The 22,440-nt window shown below is 69.7% G+C and carries 2 protein-coding genes (1 of these 2 only partly in view); both read right to left on the bottom strand.

Annotated elements, in window-relative coordinates:
* Positions 1 to 2,353 carry the 5' portion of an SDR family NAD(P)-dependent oxidoreductase gene (locus QSK31_RS06185; RefSeq protein ID WP_502872910.1) on the bottom strand. 7,409 nt of this gene lie to the left of the window's left edge, so only the first 2,353 of its 9,762 coding nucleotides appear in the window; it begins with the start codon at positions 2,351 to 2,353; its stop codon lies beyond the left edge, outside the window.
* Positions 2,350 to 22,440, bottom strand: a complete 20,091-nt coding sequence (locus QSK31_RS06180) for a type I polyketide synthase (RefSeq protein ID WP_285681843.1) — start codon at positions 22,438 to 22,440, stop codon at positions 2,350 to 2,352. The genes QSK31_RS06185 and QSK31_RS06180 overlap by 4 nt, the downstream gene beginning before the upstream one ends.

Here is a 22,440-nt window from a genome sequence, read left to right as displayed (position 1 = left end):
CCAAGGCGGTGAGCGCGGCCCGCGCCTCATCCTCACGGTCCAACATCGCGACACCGTCGATCAACCCCGCCAAGGTCCCTTCGGGGCCTAGCTCAACAAAAACCGCACCGTCATGGGCGGCGACCTGGTCACCGAACCGCACCGTCTCACGAACCTGCCGCACCCAATACTCAGGACCGTCCCCGACGGCCAACGGAATCCGGGGCGTCTGATAGGTGAGCTGCTCAGCGACCGCCCGGAACTCGTCGAGCATGGGTTCCATCCGCGCCGAGTGAAAGGCGTGACTGGTGGCCAGGCGCTTCGATCGGCCACCCAACGCGGCCGCCGCCCGCAACACCGCCGCCTCATCACCCGAGAGCACCACCGAAGACGGCCCGTTGACCGCGGCGATCTCCACCCCATCAGTCAGCACCGACCTGGCCTGCTGCTCAGACACCGGGACAGCGACCATCACCCCACCCGATGGCAGCGCCTGCATCAACCTCGCACGGGCCGACACCAACGTGCAGGCATCCTCCAACGACCAGATCCCAGACACATAACCAGCCGCGAGCTCACCAATGCTGTGCCCGATCAACGCATCCGGCCGTACCCCCCAAGATTCAAGAAGACCGAACAACGCAACCTGCAACGCAAACAAAGCCGGCTGCGCATGACCAGTGTCGTCCACTGGCAGATCCGGAACATCGAGTAGATCCGACACCTGCTGACGGATCTTCGCGAAAACCGGGAACGCAGCCGCCAGCTCATCGCCCATACCGGCACGCTGAGAGCCTTGGCCGGAGAACACGAACACCACTCGCGGGTTGGGCTCGGCAACGCCTCTGACCACGTCGCCGCCCAGCAGGACCGCGCGGTGCTCGAACAACGATCTCGTTTCGGCCAGCGTCGACGCCACCGCCGCCAGACTCGCCTCCGGCCTGGCCGCCAGATAGGCGCGCAGCCGGTCCTCGATCTGCGACAGCGCGGCCGGCGTCTTGGCCGAGATCACCAGCGGCGCCAGCTCCGAAGAATCCTCGGGGTGCGCCGGCTCTTCGGGTACGCCCTCCACGATGACGTGGGCATTGGTACCGCTCACCCCGAATGACGACACAGCCGCGCGGCGCGGCCGTCCCGTGTCCGGCCAGAGCTGGTTCTCCGTCACCAGGTGCACGGCGCCCGCGGTCCAGTCGACGTGCCGGGAAGGCTCTTCCACATGCAGGGTGCGCGGCACGACGCCGTGCCGCAAAGCCATGACCATCTTGATCACGCCCGACACGCCGGAGGCCGCCTGGGTGTGGCCCACGTTCGATTTCAGCGATCCCAGCAACACCGGCCGTTCACGGTCGCGGCCATAGGTGGCGATCACGGCCTGGGCCTCGATCGGGTCGCCGAGCCGGGTACCGGTGCCGTGCGCCTCCACGACGTCCACCTCGGCGGTGGTCAGACCGGCGCTGGCCAGGGCGGCCTGGATCACCCGCTGCTGCGACGGCCCGTTGGGTGCGGTCAAGCCGTTGGAGGCCCCGTCCTGGTTGACCGCCGACCCTCGTACGAGCGCGAGCACCTGGTGGCCTTTTGCGCGGGCGTCGGAGAGGCGCTCGACCACGAGCACACCGACGCCTTCGGACCAGCTCGTACCGTCGGCGGTGTCCGCGAACGCCTTGCACCGGCCGTCGGACGCCAGCCCGCCCTGGCGGGAGAACTCCACGAAGATGTCCGGCGTGGACATCACCGTGACACCGCCCACCAGCGCCAGGGAGCACTCCCCCTGCCGCAACGCATGCCCGGCCTGATGCAGGGCGACCAGCGACGACGAGCATGCGGTGTCGACGGTGACCGCGGGACCTTCCAGGCCGAAGAGGTAGGAGACCCGGCCCGAGAGCACGCTGACCGCGCCCGCGGTGACGCCGAAACCTCCCAGGTCGGCGCCGACACCGTACCCTCCGGAGAACGCGCCCATGAACACCCCGGTGTCGCTGCCACGCACCGATCCTGGCTCGATGCCGGCCCGTTCGAAGGCTTCCCAGGACGCTTCCAGCACCAGCCGCTGCTGCGGATCCATGGCGAGGGCCTCACGCGGGCTGATCCCGAAGAACGCGGCGTCGAAATCGGCGGCGGCATCGAGAAACCCGCCCCGCATCGAAGAATCAGCCCAGCCACGGTCGGCCGGGAAGCCGGAGGTCGCATCCGTGCCCGACTCGACCAGCCGCCACAGATCCTCCGGAGAGGAAACGCCTCCGGGCAGCCGGCACGCCATGCCCACGATCGCCAGCGGCTCGTCCAGGGCGGCCTGCAGGGTGGCGTTGGCCTTGCGGAGCCGGGTGTTCTCCTTGATCGACATCCGCAACGCGTCGACGATCTGGTCGTCGCTCATCGTTCCCCTTCCAGCACGTGCTTGATGAGAGCGTCGGTGTCCATCGCATCGACGGCGGCGTCGTCGTCGGGTCCTGGCTCGGCCGGATCGGTCACGCCGGCCAGTCGCAGCAGCGTGTCCAGCACGCCCGCCTCGCGGAACCGGGCCATCGGCACGCCCGCGAGCACCCGCCGCAGCTCCTGCTCCTCGGGCACGGGTTCCGGTTCCGCCGGTGCGAGCAGCTCGCCCAGCCGGGTGGCGAGCGTGCCCGGGGTCGGATAGTCGAACACGATCGTGGCCGGCAGTCTCAGCCCGGTCGCCTTCGCGAGGGTGTTCCGCAGCTCCACCGCGGTCAACGAGTCCACGCCCAGGTCCTTGAACGCGGCGGTCTGCGTCACGTCGCGCCCCTCGGCGTACCCCAGCACCACCGCGGCGTTGTCGCTCACCACCGCCAGCAGCGCCTGTTCGCGCTCTGCGAGCGGCAGAGCGGCCAGGCCCCGCATCGGGTCGGCGGCGGTTCGTCGCGCGACCGGGCGATGCAGCGAGCGCATCAACGCCGGAACCTCGCCCGCCGGTGCCGGGTTCATCGGGGCGGCGACCACCACTGCTTCGCCAAGACGCGAGGCGTCGTCGTAGAGACGCATCCCGTGTTCGGCGGTGATCGTCTGCTGGCCGCTGCGGCGGATGCGTTCGTGGTCGGTGTCGGTCAGCTTGGCGGTGAGGCCGCTGGTGTCCTCCCACAGTCCCCAGGCGAGGGAGAGGGCAGGCAGTCCCTCGGCTTGGCGTTGTTGGGCGAGGGTGTCGAGGAAGGCGTTGGCGGCGGCGTAGTTGCTTTGGCCGGCGGCGCCGAGGACGCCGGCGGCGGAGGAGTAGAGGATGAATGCGGCGAGGTCGTTGTGTTGGGTGAGTTGGTGGAGGTGCCAGGCGGCGTCGGCTTTGGGTTTGAGGACGGTGTCGAGGCGTTCGGGTGTTTGTGTGTCGATGACGCCGTCGTCGAGTGTTCCGGCGGTGTGGATGATCGCGGTGAGGGGGTGTTCTGGTGGCACCTGGGTCAGTGCCTGCTCCAGCGCCGCGCGGTCGGACACGTCGCAGGTGATGGTGTCGACGTGGGCGCCCAGCCCGGCAAGGTTTTCGATCAATCCCTTGTCTGGGGTACGCCGTGACAGCAGCAGCAGATGCCTTACGCCCTGGTCGGCCACCAGGTGGCGGGCGAGGATGCCGGCCAGGACTCCTGAGCCGCCGGTAATCAACACCGTGCCGTCCGGGTCGAGTTGCTGTGGGATGGTGAGAACATTCTTGCCGATGTGGCGGGCCCGGCTCATCCAGCTGAACGCTTCGCGGGCTTGGCGGATGTCCCACGCCTTCACGGGTAGCGGCTGCAACACACCACGCCCGAACAGGTCGAGCAGCTCGGCCATGATCTCCCGCAACCGATCAGGCCCGGCATCCATAAGATCGAACGCACGATAGAAGACATCCAGACCACTACGGACGTCCGTCTTACCCATCTCGATGAACCGGCCACCCGGTGCCAGCACGTCAAGCGAAGCATCCACAAACTCACCACTGAGCGAGTTCAGAACAACATCGATACCACTGAAGGTGTCTCGGAAGGCGGTGGTGCGCGAGTCGGCAATCCGCGTCTCGTCCACCCCAGCCGCACGCAGAAGATGCTGCTTACCGATACTCGCGGTCGCGTAGATATCCGCACCCAAATGCCGGGCGATCTGCATGGCGGCCATACCCACACCACCGGTCGCGGCGTGGATCAGCACCGATTCACCCTCGCTGAGGCCGGCGAGGTCGACCAGCCCGTAGTAGGCGGTGGCGAACACGATGGGGACGGAGGCCGCCGTGGTGAACGACCAGTGGCCGGGCATCGCGCCCAGCAGACGGCGCTGGGTGACGGCGGTCGGGGCGAACCCGTCTTCGACGAGGCCGAAGACACGGTCGCCGGGGACGAGGTCGTCTACCCCGGGGCCGGTCTCGAGGACCACACCGGCGGCTTCGCTGCCGATCGCTCCCCCGCCCGGATACTTGCCCAGGGTGATGAGGACGTCGCGGAAGTTGAGGCCGGCGGCGCGAACGGCGATGCGGACTTCGCCCGTTTGCAGGGGCCGCTGCGGGACCTCGATGAGGGCGAGGTCTTGCAGCGTGCCGCTCCGGGGTAGTTGCAGCTGCCAGGTCTCGGTGTCGGGGATGGTCAGCGGGCCGGGGTGTGCGCGGGTGAGGCGTGGTGCTTCCCAGCGGCCGTCGGTGACCCGTAGTCGCGGCTCGTCCAGGCCCGCGGCCACGTTCAGCTGTGCCGGGTCCAGGGGGTCGTCGCTTTCCACCAGGATGAACCGGCCTGGGTGTTCTGATTGGGCGGAGCGGACCAGGCCTGACACCGCGGCGGAGGCGGGTCCGGTCCCGGTGTGCACGATCAGGGTGTTGTCGGTGGCGAGCTCGGCTTGGATAGCTTGGAGGGTTCGGGTGGTCAGCACTCGAGTTTCGGTCAGCGGGTCGATGTTGTCGGGGTGGGCCGTGAGGACCGCAACGTCGGCGGTGGCCGAGTCGTCCGGGACGGGAACCTCGGTCCACGTGACGACATACAGGTCATCGGTGTCGGTGGTGACCGGTCGGGTGATCAGTGAGTCGACGGTGGCGACGAGCCGTCCCGTGTCGTCAGCGGCCTGAATGCTCCAGCCGTCCTCCACCGGTTTCACGGCGACGCGCAGGGTGGTCGAGCCGGCGTGGTGGACGTGGATCCCGTTCCAGGAGAACGGGAGCCGGACCTCCGGCGGGCTGTCGCCGGTGTGGAGCAGGCAGGCGTGCAGGGCGGCGTCGAGCAGGGCGGGATGAATCGCGAACTGTGTCGCGTCCCGCACCTGCTCGTCGGCGAGACCCACCTCGGCGTAGACGGTGTCCCCGTCCCGCCAGGCCGCCTGCAAGCCCTGGAAGGCGGGCCCGTACTCGTAGCCGACGGCCGCGAGCCGGTCATAGAGGCCCGCCACGTCCACACTTCCGGCCGGTGGCCACACGGTGAAGTCCGGCGCGGTGACGGTGCGCTCGGAGGTACTGATCGTGGCCGTTACGTGCCGGGTCCAGGCGTCGGACGCCCGGGAGAAGACGGTGACGGTGTCACCGCTGACCGACACCGACAACTGGACACTCCCAGCCTCCGGGAGCACCAGCGGGCTCTCGATCACCAGCTCATCCACAACATCACAACCGACCTCGGCAGCCGCCCGCAGCACCAGCTCCACAAACCCGGTACCAGGCAACAACACACTGCCCCGCACCGCATGATCCGCCAACCAGCCATGCGTGGCCAGCGACACCCGCCCGGTCAACACCACACCATCACCGCCCGAGCCCGGCAACGCGGTCGCCACGCCCAGCAACGGATGCCGCACCACCGTCAGCCCCAACCCCGACACATCGCCCGGCCGGTCCGCAGCGGTCGCCCAGTACCGCTCCCGCTGGAACGCGTAGGTCGGCAGGTCCTGCAGCAGTTGCCCGTCGTGGGGCCAGTCGACGTCCACCCCGCGCACGTGCAGTTCTGCCAGAGCGGCGAGCGCGGCCCGTGGTTCGTCCTCACGGTCCAGCATCGCGACGCCGTCAATGAGCCGGGCAAGGCTGCCGTCCGGTCCCAACTCAACAAACGTCGCACCATCGTGGGCCGCCACCTGCTCACCGAACCGCACCGTCTCACGAACCTGCCGTACCCAATACTCAGGGCCATCCCCGACGGCCATCGAAATCCGAGGCGCCCGATAAGTGAGCTGCTCAGCGACCGCCCGGAACTCGTCCAACATCGGTTCCATCCGCGCCGAATGAAAGGCGTGACTGGTAGCCAGGCGCTTCGATCGGCCACCCAACGCGGCAGCCGCCCGCAACACCGCCGCCTCATCACCGGACAGCACCACCGAAGACGGGCCGTTGACCGCGGCGATCTCCACCCCATCAGTCAGCACCGCCTGGGCTTGCTGCTCAGACACCGGGACAGCGACCATCACCCCACCAAGCGGCAACGCCTGCATCAACCTCGCCCGTGCCGACACCAACGTGCAGGCATCCTCCAACGACCAGATACCCGCCACGTAACCAGCCGCGAGCTCACCAATGCTGTGCCCGATCAACGCATCCGGCCGTACCCCCCACGACTCGAGAAGACCGAACAACGCAACCTGCAACGCAAACAAAGCCGGCTGCGCAAAACCCGTCTCATTCACATCCAGATCCGGGACATCGAGCAGATCCCACACCTGCTGACGGATCTTCGCGAAGACCGGGAACGCAGCCGCCAGCTCATCGCCCATACCGGCACGCTGCGAACCCTGACCGGAGAACACGAACACCACCCGCGGGTTCGGCTCGGCAACGCCTCTGACCACATCGCCGTCCAGCAGTACAGCGCGGTGCTCGAACAACGACCTCGTCGCCAGGGTTGATGCGACCGCCCCGAGACTCGCCTCCGGCCTGGCCGCCAGATAGGCGCGCAGCCGGTCCTCGATCTGCGACAGCGCGGACGAGGACTTGGCCGAGATCACCAACGGCACCCGTTCCGAGGGCTGCCCAGGGTGCACCGGCTCTTCGGGTACGCCCTCGAGGATGACGTGAGCGTTGGTGCCGCTGATCCCGAAGGAGGAGACAGCGGCCCGGCGAGGACGGCCCGTCTCCGGCCATGACTGGTTCTCCGTCACCAGTCGCACGGCGCCCGCGGTCCAGTCGACGTGCCGGGACGGCTCGTCCACGTGCAGGGTGCGCGGCACCACGCCGTGCCGCAGGGCCATGACCATCTTGATCACGCCGGACACGCCGGCGGCGGCTTGGGTGTGGCCGACATTGGACTTGATCGAGCCGAGCAGCAGCGGTCGCTCCCGGTCCTGGCCGTACGCGGCGATCACCGCCTGCGCCTCGATCGGGTCGCCCAGGGTGGTGCCGGTGCCGTGAGCCTCGACCGCATCGACCTCATGCGGCGCCAGGCCGGCGTTGGCCAGGGCGGCTTGGATCACCCGCTGCTGGGAAGGACCGTTGGGTGCGGTCAGGCCGTTGGAGGCGCCGTCCTGGTTGACCGCCGAGCTGCGTACGACGGCAAGCACCCGGTGGCCCTTGGCCCGGGCGTCGGAGAGGCGCTCGACAACCAGGACGCCGACGCCTTCGGACCAGCCCGTACCGTCCGCGGTGTCGCCGAAGGCCTTGCACCGGCCGTCGGACGCCAGGCCGCCCTGGCGGGAGAACTCCACGAACGTCCGCGGTGTGGCCATCACCGTGACACCGCCGACCAGGGCCATCGAGCACTCGCCCTGGCGCAGCGAGTAGCCGGCCTGATGCAGCGCGACCAGCGACGACGAGCATGCGGTGTCGACTGTCATCGCGGGGCCTTCGAGGCCGAAGAAGTAGGAGATCCGGCCCGAGAGCACGCTCACCGCACCGGCGGTCGCCGGCGAATCGTCGCGGTCGGCGTCGTAGCCGGCGGAGAAGGCGCCCATGAACACGCCGGTGTCGGTTCCGCGGGCGTCGGCCGGGTCGATGCCTGCTCGTTCGAAGGCTTCCCATGATGCTTCGAGGATCAGTCGTTGCTGTGGGTCCATGGCGAGGGCTTCGCGGGGGCTGATGCCGAAGAACGCGGCGTCGAAGTCGGCTGCGGTGTGCAGGAAGCCGCCGTGCTGGGAGTGTGATGTGCCGGTGACGTCCGGCCAGCCCCGGTCGGTGGGGAAGCCGGTGATGGCGTCGGTGCCGGACTCGACCAGCCGCCACAGGTCGTCGGGGGATTCGACGCCGCCGGGCAGCCGGCAGGCCATGCCCACGATCGCCAGGGGCTCGTCCTGGGCCACGGTCGCCGTAGGCCGGCGGGCCGGGGCGGGTGCGCTGCCGGTGATCAGCTCACCCAGCCGGGCGGCGAGCGTGGCGGGGGTCGGGTAGTCGAACACCAGCGTCGCCGGCAGCCGCAGGCCGATGGGTTCGGCCAGGCTGTTGCGCAGTTCCACCGCGGTCAGCGAGTCGACGCCGAGGTCTTTGAAGGCGGCAGTGACGGGTACGGCGTTGCCGTCGCCGTAGCCCAGTACCGCGGCGGCGGTGTCGCGGACCAGCGTGAGCAGGGCTTGTTCCCGCTCGGCCGGCGTCAGGCCGGCGTCGACAGCCGGTGCGCGGCGGGCAACGGGGCGGCGCACCGGTCGCAGCAACGCCGGAACCTCGGTCGGCGCGGCCAGCAGGAGCGGCTCGTGGCGACTGGAAGCCATGTCGAACAGCCGCATGCCTTCCTCAGCGGTGATGGCCCGCAGCCCGCTGCGGCGCATCCGATCCCGGGCCGCGTCGGTCAGCTGGGCGGTCATACCGCTGCTGTCCTCCCACATGCCCCAGGCCAGGGACAGCCCGGGCAGGCCGTCGGCGCGGCGCTGCTCGGCCAGGGCATCCACGAAGGCGTTGGCCGCCGCGTAGTTGCCCTGCCCCGGAGCCCCGAGCACACCGGCGGCGGACGAGTACACGACGAACGCGGCGAGGTTGTCGTCGCGGGTGAGCTCATGCAGATGCCAGGCGCCGTCAGCCTTGGGTCGCAGGACAGTGTCGAGGCGTTGCGGGGTCTGTGATTCGATGACCCCGTCGTCCACCACCCCGGCGGTGTGGATCACCGCGGTCAGCGGGTGTTGCGGTGACACCTGCGCGAGGGCCCGCGCCAGGGCGGCCCGGTCCGAGACATCGCACGAGATGGCGTCGACGTGGGCGTCCAGCGCGGTCAACTCCTCGATACCGGCTGGTGTGGTGCGCGACAGCAGCAGGAGACGACGCACACCACGCTCCGCCACCAGGTGCCGGGCGAGGATGCCGGCGAGGCCACCGGAGGCGCCGGTGATCAACACTGTGCCCTCGGGATCCCAGACTGTCTGAGAAGACCCGCCGGTGACCCGGAGCAGTCGTGGCGCTTCCCACCGGCCATCGACGTACCGCAGTCGTGGTTCATTCAGGCCCGCCGCCGCGGCCAGTTGCTCCGAGTCGAGCGAGCCGTCGCTCTCCACCAGGACGAATCGGCCGGGGTGCTCGGATTGCGCGGAGCGGACCAGGCCTGATACCGCAGCAGAGGCCAGTCCGGTTCCGGTGTGCACGATCAGGGTGTGGTCGGCGGTCAGCGCGTTGTGGATGGCTTGCAAAGTCAGAGTGGTCAGACGGCGGGTCTGCGCCAACGGGTCATCGTCACCGTCAGGGTGGCAGGTGATCACCGCCGCGTCGGGGATCGGCGACTCTTCAGGGACAGCGATCTCGGTCCAGGACACGGTGAAGAGGTCTTCGGTGCTGACCGGCCGGGTGATCAGCGAGCCGATGGTCGCCACGGGAAGGCCGTTCTCATCGGCGACCCGAACGTTCCAGCCGTCCCGCACCGGTGTCACCGCCACGCGCAACATGGTCGCGCCGGTGACGGCAACCTGGATACCGTTCCAGGAGAACGGCAGCCGCACGGCCGGTGGCTCGGTGTCGGAGGTGCCGAGTATGCAGGCGTGCAGGGCGGCGTCCAGCAGGGCCGGATGAACTGCGAACTGCGTCGCGTCCCGCACCTGCTCATCGGCAAGCGCCACCTCGGCATAGACGGTGTCCCCGTCCCGCCAGGCCGCCTGCAAACCCTGGAACGCAGGACCGTACTCGTAGCCGACGGCGGCCAGACGGTCGTAGAGATCAGACACATCGACGCGCTCGGCCGGCGGCCATACCGCGAACTCCGGCAGCGTGACGGAATGCCCGGAGGAGCTGATGGCGGCCGTGACATGCCGGGTCCAGGCGTCAGCGTCTTCCGTCCGGGAGAACACGGTCACCGCGGCGCCGTCAACGGAGACCGACAACTGGACACTCCCGGCCTCCGGGAGGATAAGCGGGCTTTCGATCACCAGCTCGTCGACGACATCGCAGCCGACCTCGGCGGCGGCCCGGAGTACCAGTTCCACAAATCCTGTTCCAGGGAGCAGCACACTCCCCCGTACGGCGTGATCTGCCAACCAGGCATGCGTGGCCAGCGACACCCGCCCGGTCAGCACCACACCGTCACCGTCCGAGCCGGGCAGCGGGACAGCCGCACCGAGCATGGGATGCCGCGCCGCCGCCAGCCCCAACCCGGACATGTCACCCGGCCGGAAGGCGCCGGTCGTCCAGTACCGCTGACGCTGGAAGGCGTACGTCGGCAGATCGAGCACCCGCCGCCCGGACGTCACTGGCCAGTCGACGTCCACGCCGCGCACATGCAGCTCGGCCAGAGCGGCGAGCGCCGCCCGCGGCTCGTCCTCCCGGTCGAGGGTCGCGATGCCGTCGATCAGCCGGGCAAGGCTGCGATCGGGCCCGAGCTCAACAAAAACTGCGCCGTCATGGGCGGCGACGTGGTCACCGAACCGCACTGTCTCGCGGACCTGCCGCACCCAGTAGTCAGGACCGTCCCCGACTGCCAACGGAATCCGGGGCGTCCGGTAGGTGAGTTGTCCGGCGATCGCCTGGAACTCGTCGAGCATGGGTTCCATCCGCGCCGAGTGAAAGGCGTGACTGGTGGCCAGGCGCTTCGATCGGCCGCCCAACGCGGCCGCAGCCTGCAACACCGCCTCTTCGTCGCCGGAGAGCACTACCGAGGATGGGCCGTTGACGGCGGCGATCTCCACCCCATCAGTCAGCACCGCCTGGGCTTGCTGCTCGGAGACGGGGACAGCGACCATGGCTCCGCCCGATGGCAGCGCTTGCATCAACCTCGCACGGGCCGACACCAGCGTGCAGGCATCCTCCAACGACCAGATACCCGCCACGTAACCAGCCGCGAGCTCACCGATGCTGTGCCCGATCAACGCATCCGGCCGTACCCCCCACGACTCGAAAAGGCCGAACAACGCAACCTGCAACGCAAACAGAGCCGGCTGCGCAAAACCTGTCTCATTCACATCGAGATCCGGGACATCGAGCAGATCCCACACCTGCTGACGGATCTTGGCGAAGACCGGGAACGCAACCGCCAGCTCGTCGCCCATGCCGGCGCGCTGGGAGCCTTGGCCGGAGAACACGAACACCACGCGGGGGTTTGGCTGAGTCGTTCCCTTGATGGTGTCGTCGCCGAGCAGGACAGCGCGGTGCTCGAACAAGGACCTCGTTTCGGCCAGCGTCGACGCCACCGCCGCCAGACTCGTCTCCGGCTTGGTGCTCAGGTAGCCCCGTAGACGGTCCTCGAGCTGGGCCAGCCCGGCCGGGGTCTTGGCCGAGATCACCAGCGGCGTCAGCGGCGAAGGGTCCTCGGGGTGCGCCGGTTCTTCGGCGACGCCCTCGAGGATGACGTGGGCGTTGGTGCCGCTGATCCCGAACGACGACACACCCCCGCGGCGCGGGCGATCGATTGCCGGCCAGAGCTGGTTCTCCGTGGCCAGTCGCACTGCGCCGGCCGTCCAGTCGACGTGCCGGGACGGCTCGTCCACGTGCAGGGTGCGCGGCACCACGCCGTGCCGCAGGGCCATGACCATCTTGATCACGCCGGCCACACCGACGGCCGCTTGGGTGTGGCCGACGTTCGACTTGACCGACCCGAGCAGCAGCGGCTCGTCGCGACCCTGCCCGTAGGTGGCGATCACCGCCTGCGCCTCGATCGGGTCGCCCAGGGTGGTGCCGGTGCCGTGGGCCTCGACCACATCGACCTCGTGCGGCGCCAGGCCGGCGTGAGCCAGGGCGGCCTGGATCACCCGCTGCTGCGACGGACCGTTCGGGGCAGTCAAGCCGTTGGACGCCCCATCCTGGTTGACCGCCGAACCGCGCACCACGGCGAGCACCCGGTGACCGCGGCGTTGAGCGTCGGACAGGCGCTCGACCAGGAGGATGCCGACGCCCTCTCCCCATCCCGTACCGTCAGCGTTGTCTCCGAAGGCCTTGCACCGGCCATCGGACGCCAGCCCGCCCTGGCGGGAGAACTCAGCGAAGATGTCAGGTGTCCCCATCACCGTGACACCGCCCACCAGCGCCAGGGAGCACTCCCCCTGCCGCAACGCGTGACCGGCCTGATGCAGAGCGACCAGCGACGACGAGCACGCGGTGTCAACGGTGACCGCCGGACCCTCCAGCCCGAAGAGGTACGAGACCCGGCCGGACAGCACGCTGCCGGCTCCCGCGGTGGTTCCGAATCCGGCCTGGTCGGCGCCGATGCCGTACCCGCCGGGATAAGCGCCCATGAACACGCCCGTGTCACTGCCACGCACGGTTCCGGGCTCGATGCCTGCCCGTTCGAGAGCTTCCCAGGACGCTTCCAGCACCAGCCGCTGCTGCGGATCCATCGCCAATGCCTCGCGGGGGCTGATCCCGAAGAACGCGGCGTCGAAATCGGCGGCGGCATCGAGGAAACCGCCTTGCGGGGAGTACGGCGCTCCGGACACGTCTGCCCAGCCACGGTCGGTCGGGAAATCCGAGATCGCGTCCGTGCCCGACTCGACCAGCTGCCACAGATCCTCCGGAGAAGACACACCCCCGGGCAGCCGGCACGCCATGCCGACGATCGCCAGCGGTTCATCCTGACTCACCACCGGCACGGCCTTGCGCACCGGGGCGGAACCAGTTCCGGTGAGCAATTCGGCCAGGCGTGCGGCCAGCATGTCCGGGGTCGGATAGTCGAACACCAACGTCGCCGGCAATCGCAGCCCGGTGGCTTTCGCGAGGCCGTTGCGCAGTTCTACAGCGGTCAATGAATCTACGCCGAGGTCCTTGAATGGCTTGTCGGCCGCGATGGTGTCCACCGTGTGGTGGCCCAGAACGGTGGCGGCGTTCGCCAGAACGATGTCGAGCAGAAGACTGTGCTTTTCGGCAGTGGTGAGGCCGTCGAGGCGCGCGTGGAGTGCGGAGGCCCCTCTCCTCGCTGCCGCGGTCCGGGTCCGTGGGCGCTTCGCCGTGGCGAGTCCGCGCAGCAGGGCGGGGATCTCGGTGCCGAGTGCGGGCTTGATCGGGGCCGCGATCAGGAGCGGGTGGCCGTGGTGTGTGGCGGTGTCGTAGAGGCGCATCCCGTGTTCGGCGGTGATCGTCTGTTGGCCGCTGCGGCGGATCCGGTCGTGGTCGGTGTCGGTGAGCTTGGCGGTGAGGCCGCTGGTGTCTTGCCAGAGGCCCCAGGCCAGGGAGAGGGCAGGCAGTCCCTCGGCTTGGCGTTGTTGGGCGAGGGTGTCGAGGAAGGCGTTGGCGGCGGCGTAGTTGCTTTGGCCGGCGGCGCCGAGGGTGCCGGCGGCGGAGGAGTAGAGGATGAATGCGGCGAGGTCGTTGTGTTGGGTGAGTTGGTGCAGGTGCCAGGCGGCGTCGGCTTTGGGTTTGAGGACGGTGTCGAGGCGTTCGGGTGTTTGTGCTTCGATGACGCCGTCGTCGAGTGTTCCGGCGGTGTGGATGACCGCGGTCAGGGGATGCTGCGCCGGCACCTCCGCCAACGCCTGCTCCAGCCCCGCACGGTCGGACACGTCGCAGAGGGCGGTGTCGACCTGGGCGCCCAGGTCGATGAGCTCGTTGATCAGTGATTCGTCCGGGGTGCTACGGGAGAGCATCAGCAGACGCCGCACACCCTGCTCGGCCACCAGGTGGCGGGCGAGAATACCGGCCAACACTCCCGAGCCGCCGGTGATCAACACCGTGCCGTCCGGGTTCAGCCGCTGCGGAATGGTGAGAACATTCTTGCCGATGTGGCGGGCCCGGCTCATCCAGCTGAACGCTTCCCGGGCCTGACGGATATCCCACGCCTTCACCGGCAACGGCCGCAACACACCACGCTCGAACAAGACCAGCAGCTCGGCCATGATCTCCCGCAGCCGATCAGGCCCGGCGTCCATAAGATCGAAGGCGCGGTAGAAGACGTCCAGGCCGGTGCGGATGTCGGTCTTGCCCATCTCGATGAACCGGCCGCCCGGTGCCAGCACGTCGAGGGATGCGTCGATGAACTCACCGCTGAGGGAGTTCAGAACAACATCGATACCGTTGAAGGAGCTGCGGAAGGCGGTGGTCCGCGAGTCGGCGATCCTGGCATCCGGCAGACCAGCCTGCCGCAAAATATGCTGCTTACCGATGCTCGCGGTGGCGTAGATGTCGGCACCCAGATGCCGGGCGATCTGCATGGCGGCCATACCCACACCACCGGTCGCGGCGTGGATCAGCACCGATTCACCCTGGCTCAAGCCAGCAAGATCCACCAACCCGTAAAAAGCGGTAGCGAACACCACCGGCACCGACGCCGCAGCCGCGAACGACCAACCCTGCGGAATCACGGCCAAAGTCCGATGATCAGCAACCGCGACCGGCCCGAAACCACCCTCCACCAACCCGAACACCCGATCACCCGGAACCAACCCCGGCACACCAGACCCGACCTCCAGTACAACGCCGGCAGCCTCACCACCAGCAAGCCGGGTGTCGTCAACCATCCCGAGCGCCACCACGACATCCCGGAAGTTCAGGCCGGCTGCCCTGACGGCGATACGGACTTCACCCGGCCGCAGGGACCGATCCGCGACATCGGTGGGCACCAGGGCCAGATCCTGCAGGGTGCCGGCGCCGGGATGCTGCAACAGCCATCCGCCGCTCTCCGGAACAGCCAACGGCTCAGTGGCCCGGGTCAGCCTCGGCGCCTCCCACCGGCCGCCGCCGACCCGTATCCGAGGTTCGTCCAGCCCGGCCGCCGCGGCCAGCCGCTCCGGGTCGAGGGGTTCGTCGCTTTCCACCAGAACGAACCGGCCCGGGTGTTCCGACTGCGCCGACCGGACCAGCCCCGACACCGCCGCCGAGGCCGGCCCGGTCCCGGTGTGCACGATCACCGTGGTGTCGGTGGCCAGCTCGGCTTGGATCGCGTGCAGGGTTCGGGTGGTCAGGGCACGAGCTTCGGTCGGTGGATCGTCGTTGCCGGGGTGTGCGGTGAAGACCACCACGTCGCCGGTGGGTGCGCCGTCCGGGACGGGGATCTCGGACCAGGTCACGGTGAGCAGATCGTCGGACTCGGTGGCGGCCGGTCGGGTGACCAGCGACCCGATGGTGGCGACGGGCCGGCCGGTGTCGTCGGCGACTCGCACGCTCCAGCCGTCGCTCGCGGGGGTCACCGCAACGCGCAGCGCCGACGCCCCGGTGGCGTGGACCTGGACACTGTTCCAGGAGAACGGGAGCCGCACCTCCTGCGGCTCGCCGTCGGCCGCGTGCAGCATGCATGTGTGCAGGGCGGCGTCCAGCAGCGCGGGATGCACCCCGAATCGGGCCGCTTCGGGTGCGTCCCGCTCATCGAGGGCGACCTCGGCGTACACAGTGTCCCCGTGACGCCACGCGGCTTGCAGACCTTGGAACGCGGGCCCGTACTCGTACCCGATCCCGGCCATCCGGTCGTAGAAGCCGGCCACGTCCACCGGCTGTGCCTGCACCGGGGGCCAGATCCCCAGGCTCTCCCCGGCCGCACCGGGCCGGGAGGCGCTGATCGTGGCGGTGACGTGCCGGGTCCAGCTGTCGGCGTGGTCCGCCCTGGAGAAGACGGTGACCGCGTCACTGGTGACCGACACCGACAGTTGCACGTCACCGGCGGCCGGCAGCGCCAGCGGTGTGTGGATCACCAACTCGTCGACCAGGTCACGGCCTACCTCGGCGGCGGCCCGGGTGACCAGCTCGACGAATCCGGTGCCGGGGAACAGAACACTGCCGCGGACCCCGTGATCGGCCAGCCACGGCTGGGTGGCCGGCGACAGCCGCCCGGTCAGCAGCACACCCTCGGTGTCAGGCACCGCGACCACCGCACCCAGCAGCGGATGCTGGACAGCGGCGAGACCGGCGCCCGACACGTCGCCCACCGGCCGAGTCGCATCGCCCCAGTACCGCTGACGCTGAAACGCATACGTCGGGAGATCGAAAGTCCGCCGGCCGGTGTCGCCGATGACGTGCGGCCAGTCGACGTTCACGCCCAGCACATGGGCTTCGGCCAGCGCGGTGTGCACCCGGGTGATGGTCCCGTCATCACGACGCAAGGTGGCGACCGTGACCGCATCGTCCATCGCCGGTAGCAGTACTGGGCTGGCGCTGACCTCGACGAACACGGTCTCACCGAGTGTCTGCAAGGTTTCCACGGCGGGGTGGAAACCGACCGGCTGACGCAGATTGCGATACCAGTAGTCCCGATCGAGCGGCCCGTCGACCCACACTCCGTCGACGGTGGAAAACCATGGCACAGTCGGGGCCTGCGAGCCGATATCGGCGGTGATGTCGAGCAGCTCGGCCTGGATCTGTTCCACCTGCGGGCTGTGCGAGGCGTAATCCACCGCAATCTTCCGGACCCGGTCCCCCACCATCTGATCCACCGCGTCCGCACTACCCGCGATCACCGTCGACGCAGGACCGTTGACCGCGGCGACCCAAACCCCGTCAGCGAGGACGATCTGGTCGGCGGGCAACGTCACCGACGCCATCGCCCCCTGACCCGCCAACCGCTGGCCGATCAAACGACTCCGCAACGCCACAACCCGAGCCGCGTCCCGCAGCGAGACGGCACCGGCCACACACGCGGCGGCGATCTCACCCTGAGAGTGACCAACCACCGCATCAGGGCGCACACCGGCGGCCTGCCACACCGCGGCCAGCGACACCATCACCGCCCAGCACGCCGGCTGCACCACATCAACCCGATCCACTACCGCCGGATCGTCCAGCACAGTAAACAAGTCCCAGTCAACGAACTCGCTCAACGCCGCCGCACACTCGGTCATCCGTTCGGCGAACACCACCGACGACTCCCGCAACGCCGCGCCCATACCAAGCCACTGCCAGCCCTGACCGGGGAACACGAACACCACCCGCGGATCCGCAATTGCGGTGCCGGTAACCGTGTCATCGCCCAACAGCACGGCGCGGTGCTCGAACAGCGACCGTGTCACCGCCAACGTCAAGGCCACCGCCGGCACATCGATCCCGGGGGCGGTCAGGTAGGCGCGCAGCCGGTCCTCATAGTCGGCCAGCGCCGCTGGTGTTTTGGCGGAGATGACCAGCGGTGCGGGTTCGTGTGCCGGCTCCGGGAGGGTGGCTGGGGGCTGGGTGGACGAGCTTTCGAGGATGACGTGAGCGTTGGTGCCACTGACCCCGAAGGAGGAGACACCGGCTCGCCGGGCCCGGCCGGTGTCCGGCCAGGGTTGGTTCTCGGTGACCAGTTGTACGGCGCCGGCCGTCCAGTCGACGTGCCGTGAGGGTTCATCGACGTGCAGGGTTCGCGGCACTACCCCGTGCTGTAGCGCCATGACCATTTTGATGACACCGGAGACACCGGCGGCGGCTTGGGTGTGGCCGACGTTCGACTTCAGCGATCCGAGCAACAGGGGCTGGTCTCGGTTCTGGCCGTAGGTGGCGATGACCGCCTGGGCTTCGATCGGGTCGCCCAGGGTGGTGCCGGTGCCGTGGGCCTCGACCACGTCCACGTCGGCGGCCGTCAATCGCGCGTTGGCCAGTGCCTGGCGGATCACCCGCTGCTGGGACGGACCGTTCGGCGCCGACAGACCGTTGGACGCCCCGTCCTGGTTGACCGCCGAACTACGCACGACCGCCAGCACCCGATGCCCGTTGCGCTCGGCGTCGGAGAGCCGCTCCACGAGCAGCACACCGAGGCCTTCGGACCAACCCGTACCGTCCGCGTTGTCGCCGAAGGCCTTGCACCGGCCGTCGGCGGCCAGACCGCGCTGGCGCGAGAACTCCACGAAGCTCTGTGGTTTCGCCATCACGGTGACCCCGCCCACCAGAGCCAGCGAACATTCGCCCTGGCGCAGGGAGTAACCGGCCTGGTGCAGGGCGACCAGGGACGACGAACATGCGGTGTCGACGGTGATCGCGGGGCCTTCGAGGCCGAAGAAGTAGGACACCCGGCCGGACAGCACGCTCCCGGCCCCCGCGGTCGCGCCGAACCCCTCCACGTCGGCGCCGTACCCGCCGGAGAAGGCACCCATGAACACGCCGGTGTCGCTGCCGCGCACGGACCCCGGCTCGATGCCGGCCCGTTCGAACACCTCCCACGACGCTTCCAGGATCAGTCGTTGCTGCGGATCCATCGCGAGGGCCTCGCGCGGGCTGATCCCGAAGAACGACGCGTCGAAATCGGCCACCCCGTCGAGGAAACCGCCCCGCACGCAATACGACTTACCAGCCGCATCCGGATCCGGATCGAACAGACCCTCGACGTCCCAGCCCCGATCGGTGGGAAACGGCGCGATCGCGTCGGTACCCGACTCGACCAGCCGCCACAGATCCTCCGGCGAGGAAACCCCACCCGGCAACCGGCACGCCATGCCCACGATCGCCAGCGGCTCGTCCTGACCCACCACCGATGCCGGACCGCGGGCCGGCGCCGGCAGCTGACCGGTGCGCAGTTCATCCAGCCGGGCAGCCAGGGCGGCGGGTGTCGGATAGTCGAACACCATGGTGGCGGGCAGTCGCAGTCCGGTCGCCTTGGCCAGGCTGTTGCGCAACTCCACCGCGGTGAGCGAATCGACGCCCATCTCGCGGAAGGTCCGGCCGGGGACGAAGCGGTCGGCGCTGGACAGTCCCAGCACGTCCGTGACGCCGTCGCGGATCGTGTCGAGCATCGCCGCGGACCGGCCGGCCCGGTCCGGTTGTTCCTCGGCGGGCGCGCCGGTCAGGTTCCGGAGGATGGGCGGAAGCGCGCCGGCCGCCGCCAGGGCGCGCAGACCGACAGTGTTCACCCGCGTGACGGTGTGCGCTGAGCCGGCGGCGGCCATCGCGCTGATCAGCAGGTGTCCGGTGACGGTCACCGGATCGGCTTCGGGCAGTCCCCAGGCGATGGTGGTGGCGGGGAGGCCTTGGGCGCGGCGGCCCCGGGCGAGGGCCTCGGCGGAGGCGGGTGCGTTCTGGCCGAAGACGACGAACGCGGCGAGGTCGAGGTGTCCGGTGAGCAGGTGCAGCTGCCGGCTCTCGGCGGCGACGGCCGGGCCGCCGAGGTGGAGCACCGCGGTCAGCGGGCGTTCCGGCGGCACCTCGGCCAGCACCCGCGCCAGCGCGGCCGGGTCCGTCAGGTCGCAGACCGCCGTGTCGGCCCCGGCGCCTTGCTCGGCCAGGTCGCTGGTCAAGGTCTCGTCGGGAGTGCCGGGCGACAACAGCAGGAGCCGGCGTACGCCGAGGTCGCCGGCCAGGTGCCGGGTCACGACCCGCTTCTCCGCGGCGGAACCGCCCGTGATCAGCACGGTCCCGCCGGGGTCGATCCGCTGGGGAACGGTGAGGACCATCTTGCCGATGTGGCGGGCCCGGCTCATCCAGCTGAACGCCTCGCGTGCCTGCCGGATGTCCCAGGCGAGCAGCGGCAGCGGCCGCAGGTCGCCCCGTCGGAACAGCGCGAGCAGTTCGGCCAGGATCTCCCGCAACCGGTCGGGGCCGGCGTCCAGCAGATCGAACGCGCGGTAGGAGACGTCGAGGTCGCTGCGGATGTCGGTCTTGCCCATCTCCAGAAACCGGCCGCCGTCGGCCAGCACGTCGAGCGAGGCATCGACGAAGTCGCCGCTGAGCGAGTTGAGGACGACGTCGATGCCGCCTTCTCCGGTGAAGGCGTCGCGGAAGGCGGTGGTGCGCGAGTCGGCAATCCTGGTGTCGGGCAGACCGGCCTGCCGCAGGACATGCTGCTTGCCGATGCTCGCGGTGGCGTAGATCTCGGCGCCGAGGTGCCGCGCGATCTGGGTGGCCGCCATGCCCACCCCGCCCGCGGCGGCGTGGATCAGCACCGATTCGCCCCGGCCGAGTCCGGCGAGGTCCACCAGGCCGTAGTACGCGGTGGCGAAAACGATCGGCACGGACGCCGCGGTGGCGAACGACCAGTCGCCGGGCATCGGGCCCAGCAGCCGGTGATCGGTGATGGCGACCGGCCCGAACGCGCCCGCGACGAGTCCGAACACCCGGTCGCCGGGGGCCAGGTCCGGCACACCGGAGCCGACCTCGAGCACCACGCCGGCGGCTTCTCCGCCCATCACGCCACCGCCGGGGTACGTTCCCAGCGCGATCAGGACGTCGCGGAAGTTCAGGCCCGCGGCGCGGACGTCCACCCGTACCTCATGGGGGTCCAGAGCACGGGTGGCGACGTCGGAGCTCACCAGGGCGAGGTCTCGCAAGGTGCCGCTACGGGACTGTTCGAGCGTCCACGGGCCGTCCCCGGGAAGGGTGAGCGCGCCGTCTCCGGGAGCGGCAGGCCGGGCCAGCCGGGGGACGAGCGGCTTGCCGTCGCGGAGCGCGACCAACGGCTCGCCGAGCTCGGCGAGAGCCGACAGCGGGGCGTCGCCCGGGTCTGTACCGTCGAGATCGATGAGGACGAAGGCGCCGGGGTGCTCGGCCTGCATCCGGCGGATCGCGTCCCAGGCCGCCGCGTGCGCCGGATCCGGGAGGTCGGCCGGCCCGATGCCGACGGCCATGCGGGTCACCAGGACGAGCGCCGATCGGGTACGCCGCCTGTTGGTCAGCCACGACTGTGCGAGGTCGTGGACCGCGCCGGCCAGATCGGTTCCGCCGGCCGGCAGGGAGGCGGCCCGGACGACCACCTGACCGTCCAAGGTGGCCGGTCGCGGCGCGTCGAGGGGTGTCCACTCCAGCCGGTGCAGGGCGTCGGTGCCGCTGGCCGCGGCCAGCAACTCGGCCGGCGCCTCGGTGAGGAGGGTCCGCCGCACCTTGCCGGACGCGGTGCGCGGCACAGCGTCGACCCGGTAGAGCTCCTCCGGGACCTTGAAGTACGACAGCCGCTCACGGCATGCCGCGAACACCTCGTCGGTGTCCAGGTCGCCGTCCGGCACGATGTACAGGACCGGGACCTCACCCAGTACGGGGTGGATCCGGCCGGCGGCCGCCGCGTCCTTCACCCCGGGCACCTCGAGCGCCACGCTCTCGATCTCGTGCGGGTGGATGTTCTCGCCACCGCGGATGATCAGTTCCTTGATCCGCCCGGTGATGGTGACGTGCCCGGTTGCGCTGCGCCGGGCCAGGTCGCCGGTGCGGTACCAGCCGTCCGTGAGCACCTCGCGGGTGGCTTCCGGCTGCCCGTGGTAGCCGATCATCAGGCTGGGTCCTCGCGCCCACAGCTCGCCCTCGTCGCCGTCGGCCACGTCGGCGCCGGTGACCGGGTCGACGAAGCGCAGCGTGAGACCGGGGACGGCGACGCCGCACGAGCCGGGAACCCGCGGCCCGCTGAGCGCGTTCACGGTGAGCGAGCCGGTGGTCTCGGTGCAGCCGTAGGTGTCGAGCAGCGGCACCCCGAAGACCTCTGCGAAGCCCTCGATGAGCGAGGCCTGCGCGACGGAACCGGCCACCAGGCCCATGCGCAGGGCGGGGGTGCGGCGTCCGGATCCGCCGGCGGCTCCGAGCAGGTAACGGAACATGGTGGGTACGCCGACCAGCACGGTGCACGGATGTTTCTCGAGTTCGTCGAGCACCTCCTCGGCGACGAACGTGCTCAGGATCCGCGCGGTCGCCCCGACGGCGGTGGCGGCCAGGAGACACAGGTGCAGGGCGAGGCTGTGGAACAGCGGCGCGGGCCAGAGCAGCACGTCGTTCTCGGTCAGCTCCCACGCGGGCACGTCGCACCGGGCCGCCGACCACAGCCCGCTGCCCTGGGTGGACACGACACCTTTCGGGGTGCCGGTGGTGCCGGAGGTGTAGAGCATCCAGGCGGCCTCGTCGAGCCCCAGGTCGTCGCGGGCCGGGGTGCCCGGTTCGGCGGCGGCCAGGTCGGCGAAGGACCGGATGTCGGGGGACGGTGGCTCGGCGCCGACCAGGACGACGGCCACCGCGGGGGCGACCCGGCGCACGTTGTCCAGATGGGCGGCGTCGGTGATGACGACCACGGCGCCGCTGTCGGAGAGGAAATGCGCGATCTCGGCCTCGGCCGCCTCCGGGTTGAGCGGTACGGCGATCGCGGCGGCCCGGGCGATCGCCAGATAGCTCTCGATCGTCTCGACGCGGTTGCCCAGCAGAATGGCGACCCGATCGCCCCGGGCGGCGCCGATATCCGCCAGGTGCCCGGCGAGCCGTCCGGTCCGCGTCCGCAGCTCGGCATGCGTCACCTGACGCCGCGCATCGACGTACGCGATCTTGTCGCCGTAACGTTCCGCATTCGCGCGAAGCAAATCATGAAGGGGCTTTAACAATTCCGCGCGTGACAT

Origin of the sequence: Actinoplanes sp. NBRC 103695 (assembly GCF_030269485.1) — a bacterium.
Taxonomy (GTDB): domain Bacteria; phylum Actinomycetota; class Actinomycetes; order Mycobacteriales; family Micromonosporaceae; genus Actinoplanes.
Note: the sequence above shows the minus strand (reverse complement) of the source record. Positions and strands in the feature narration are given on the sequence as shown.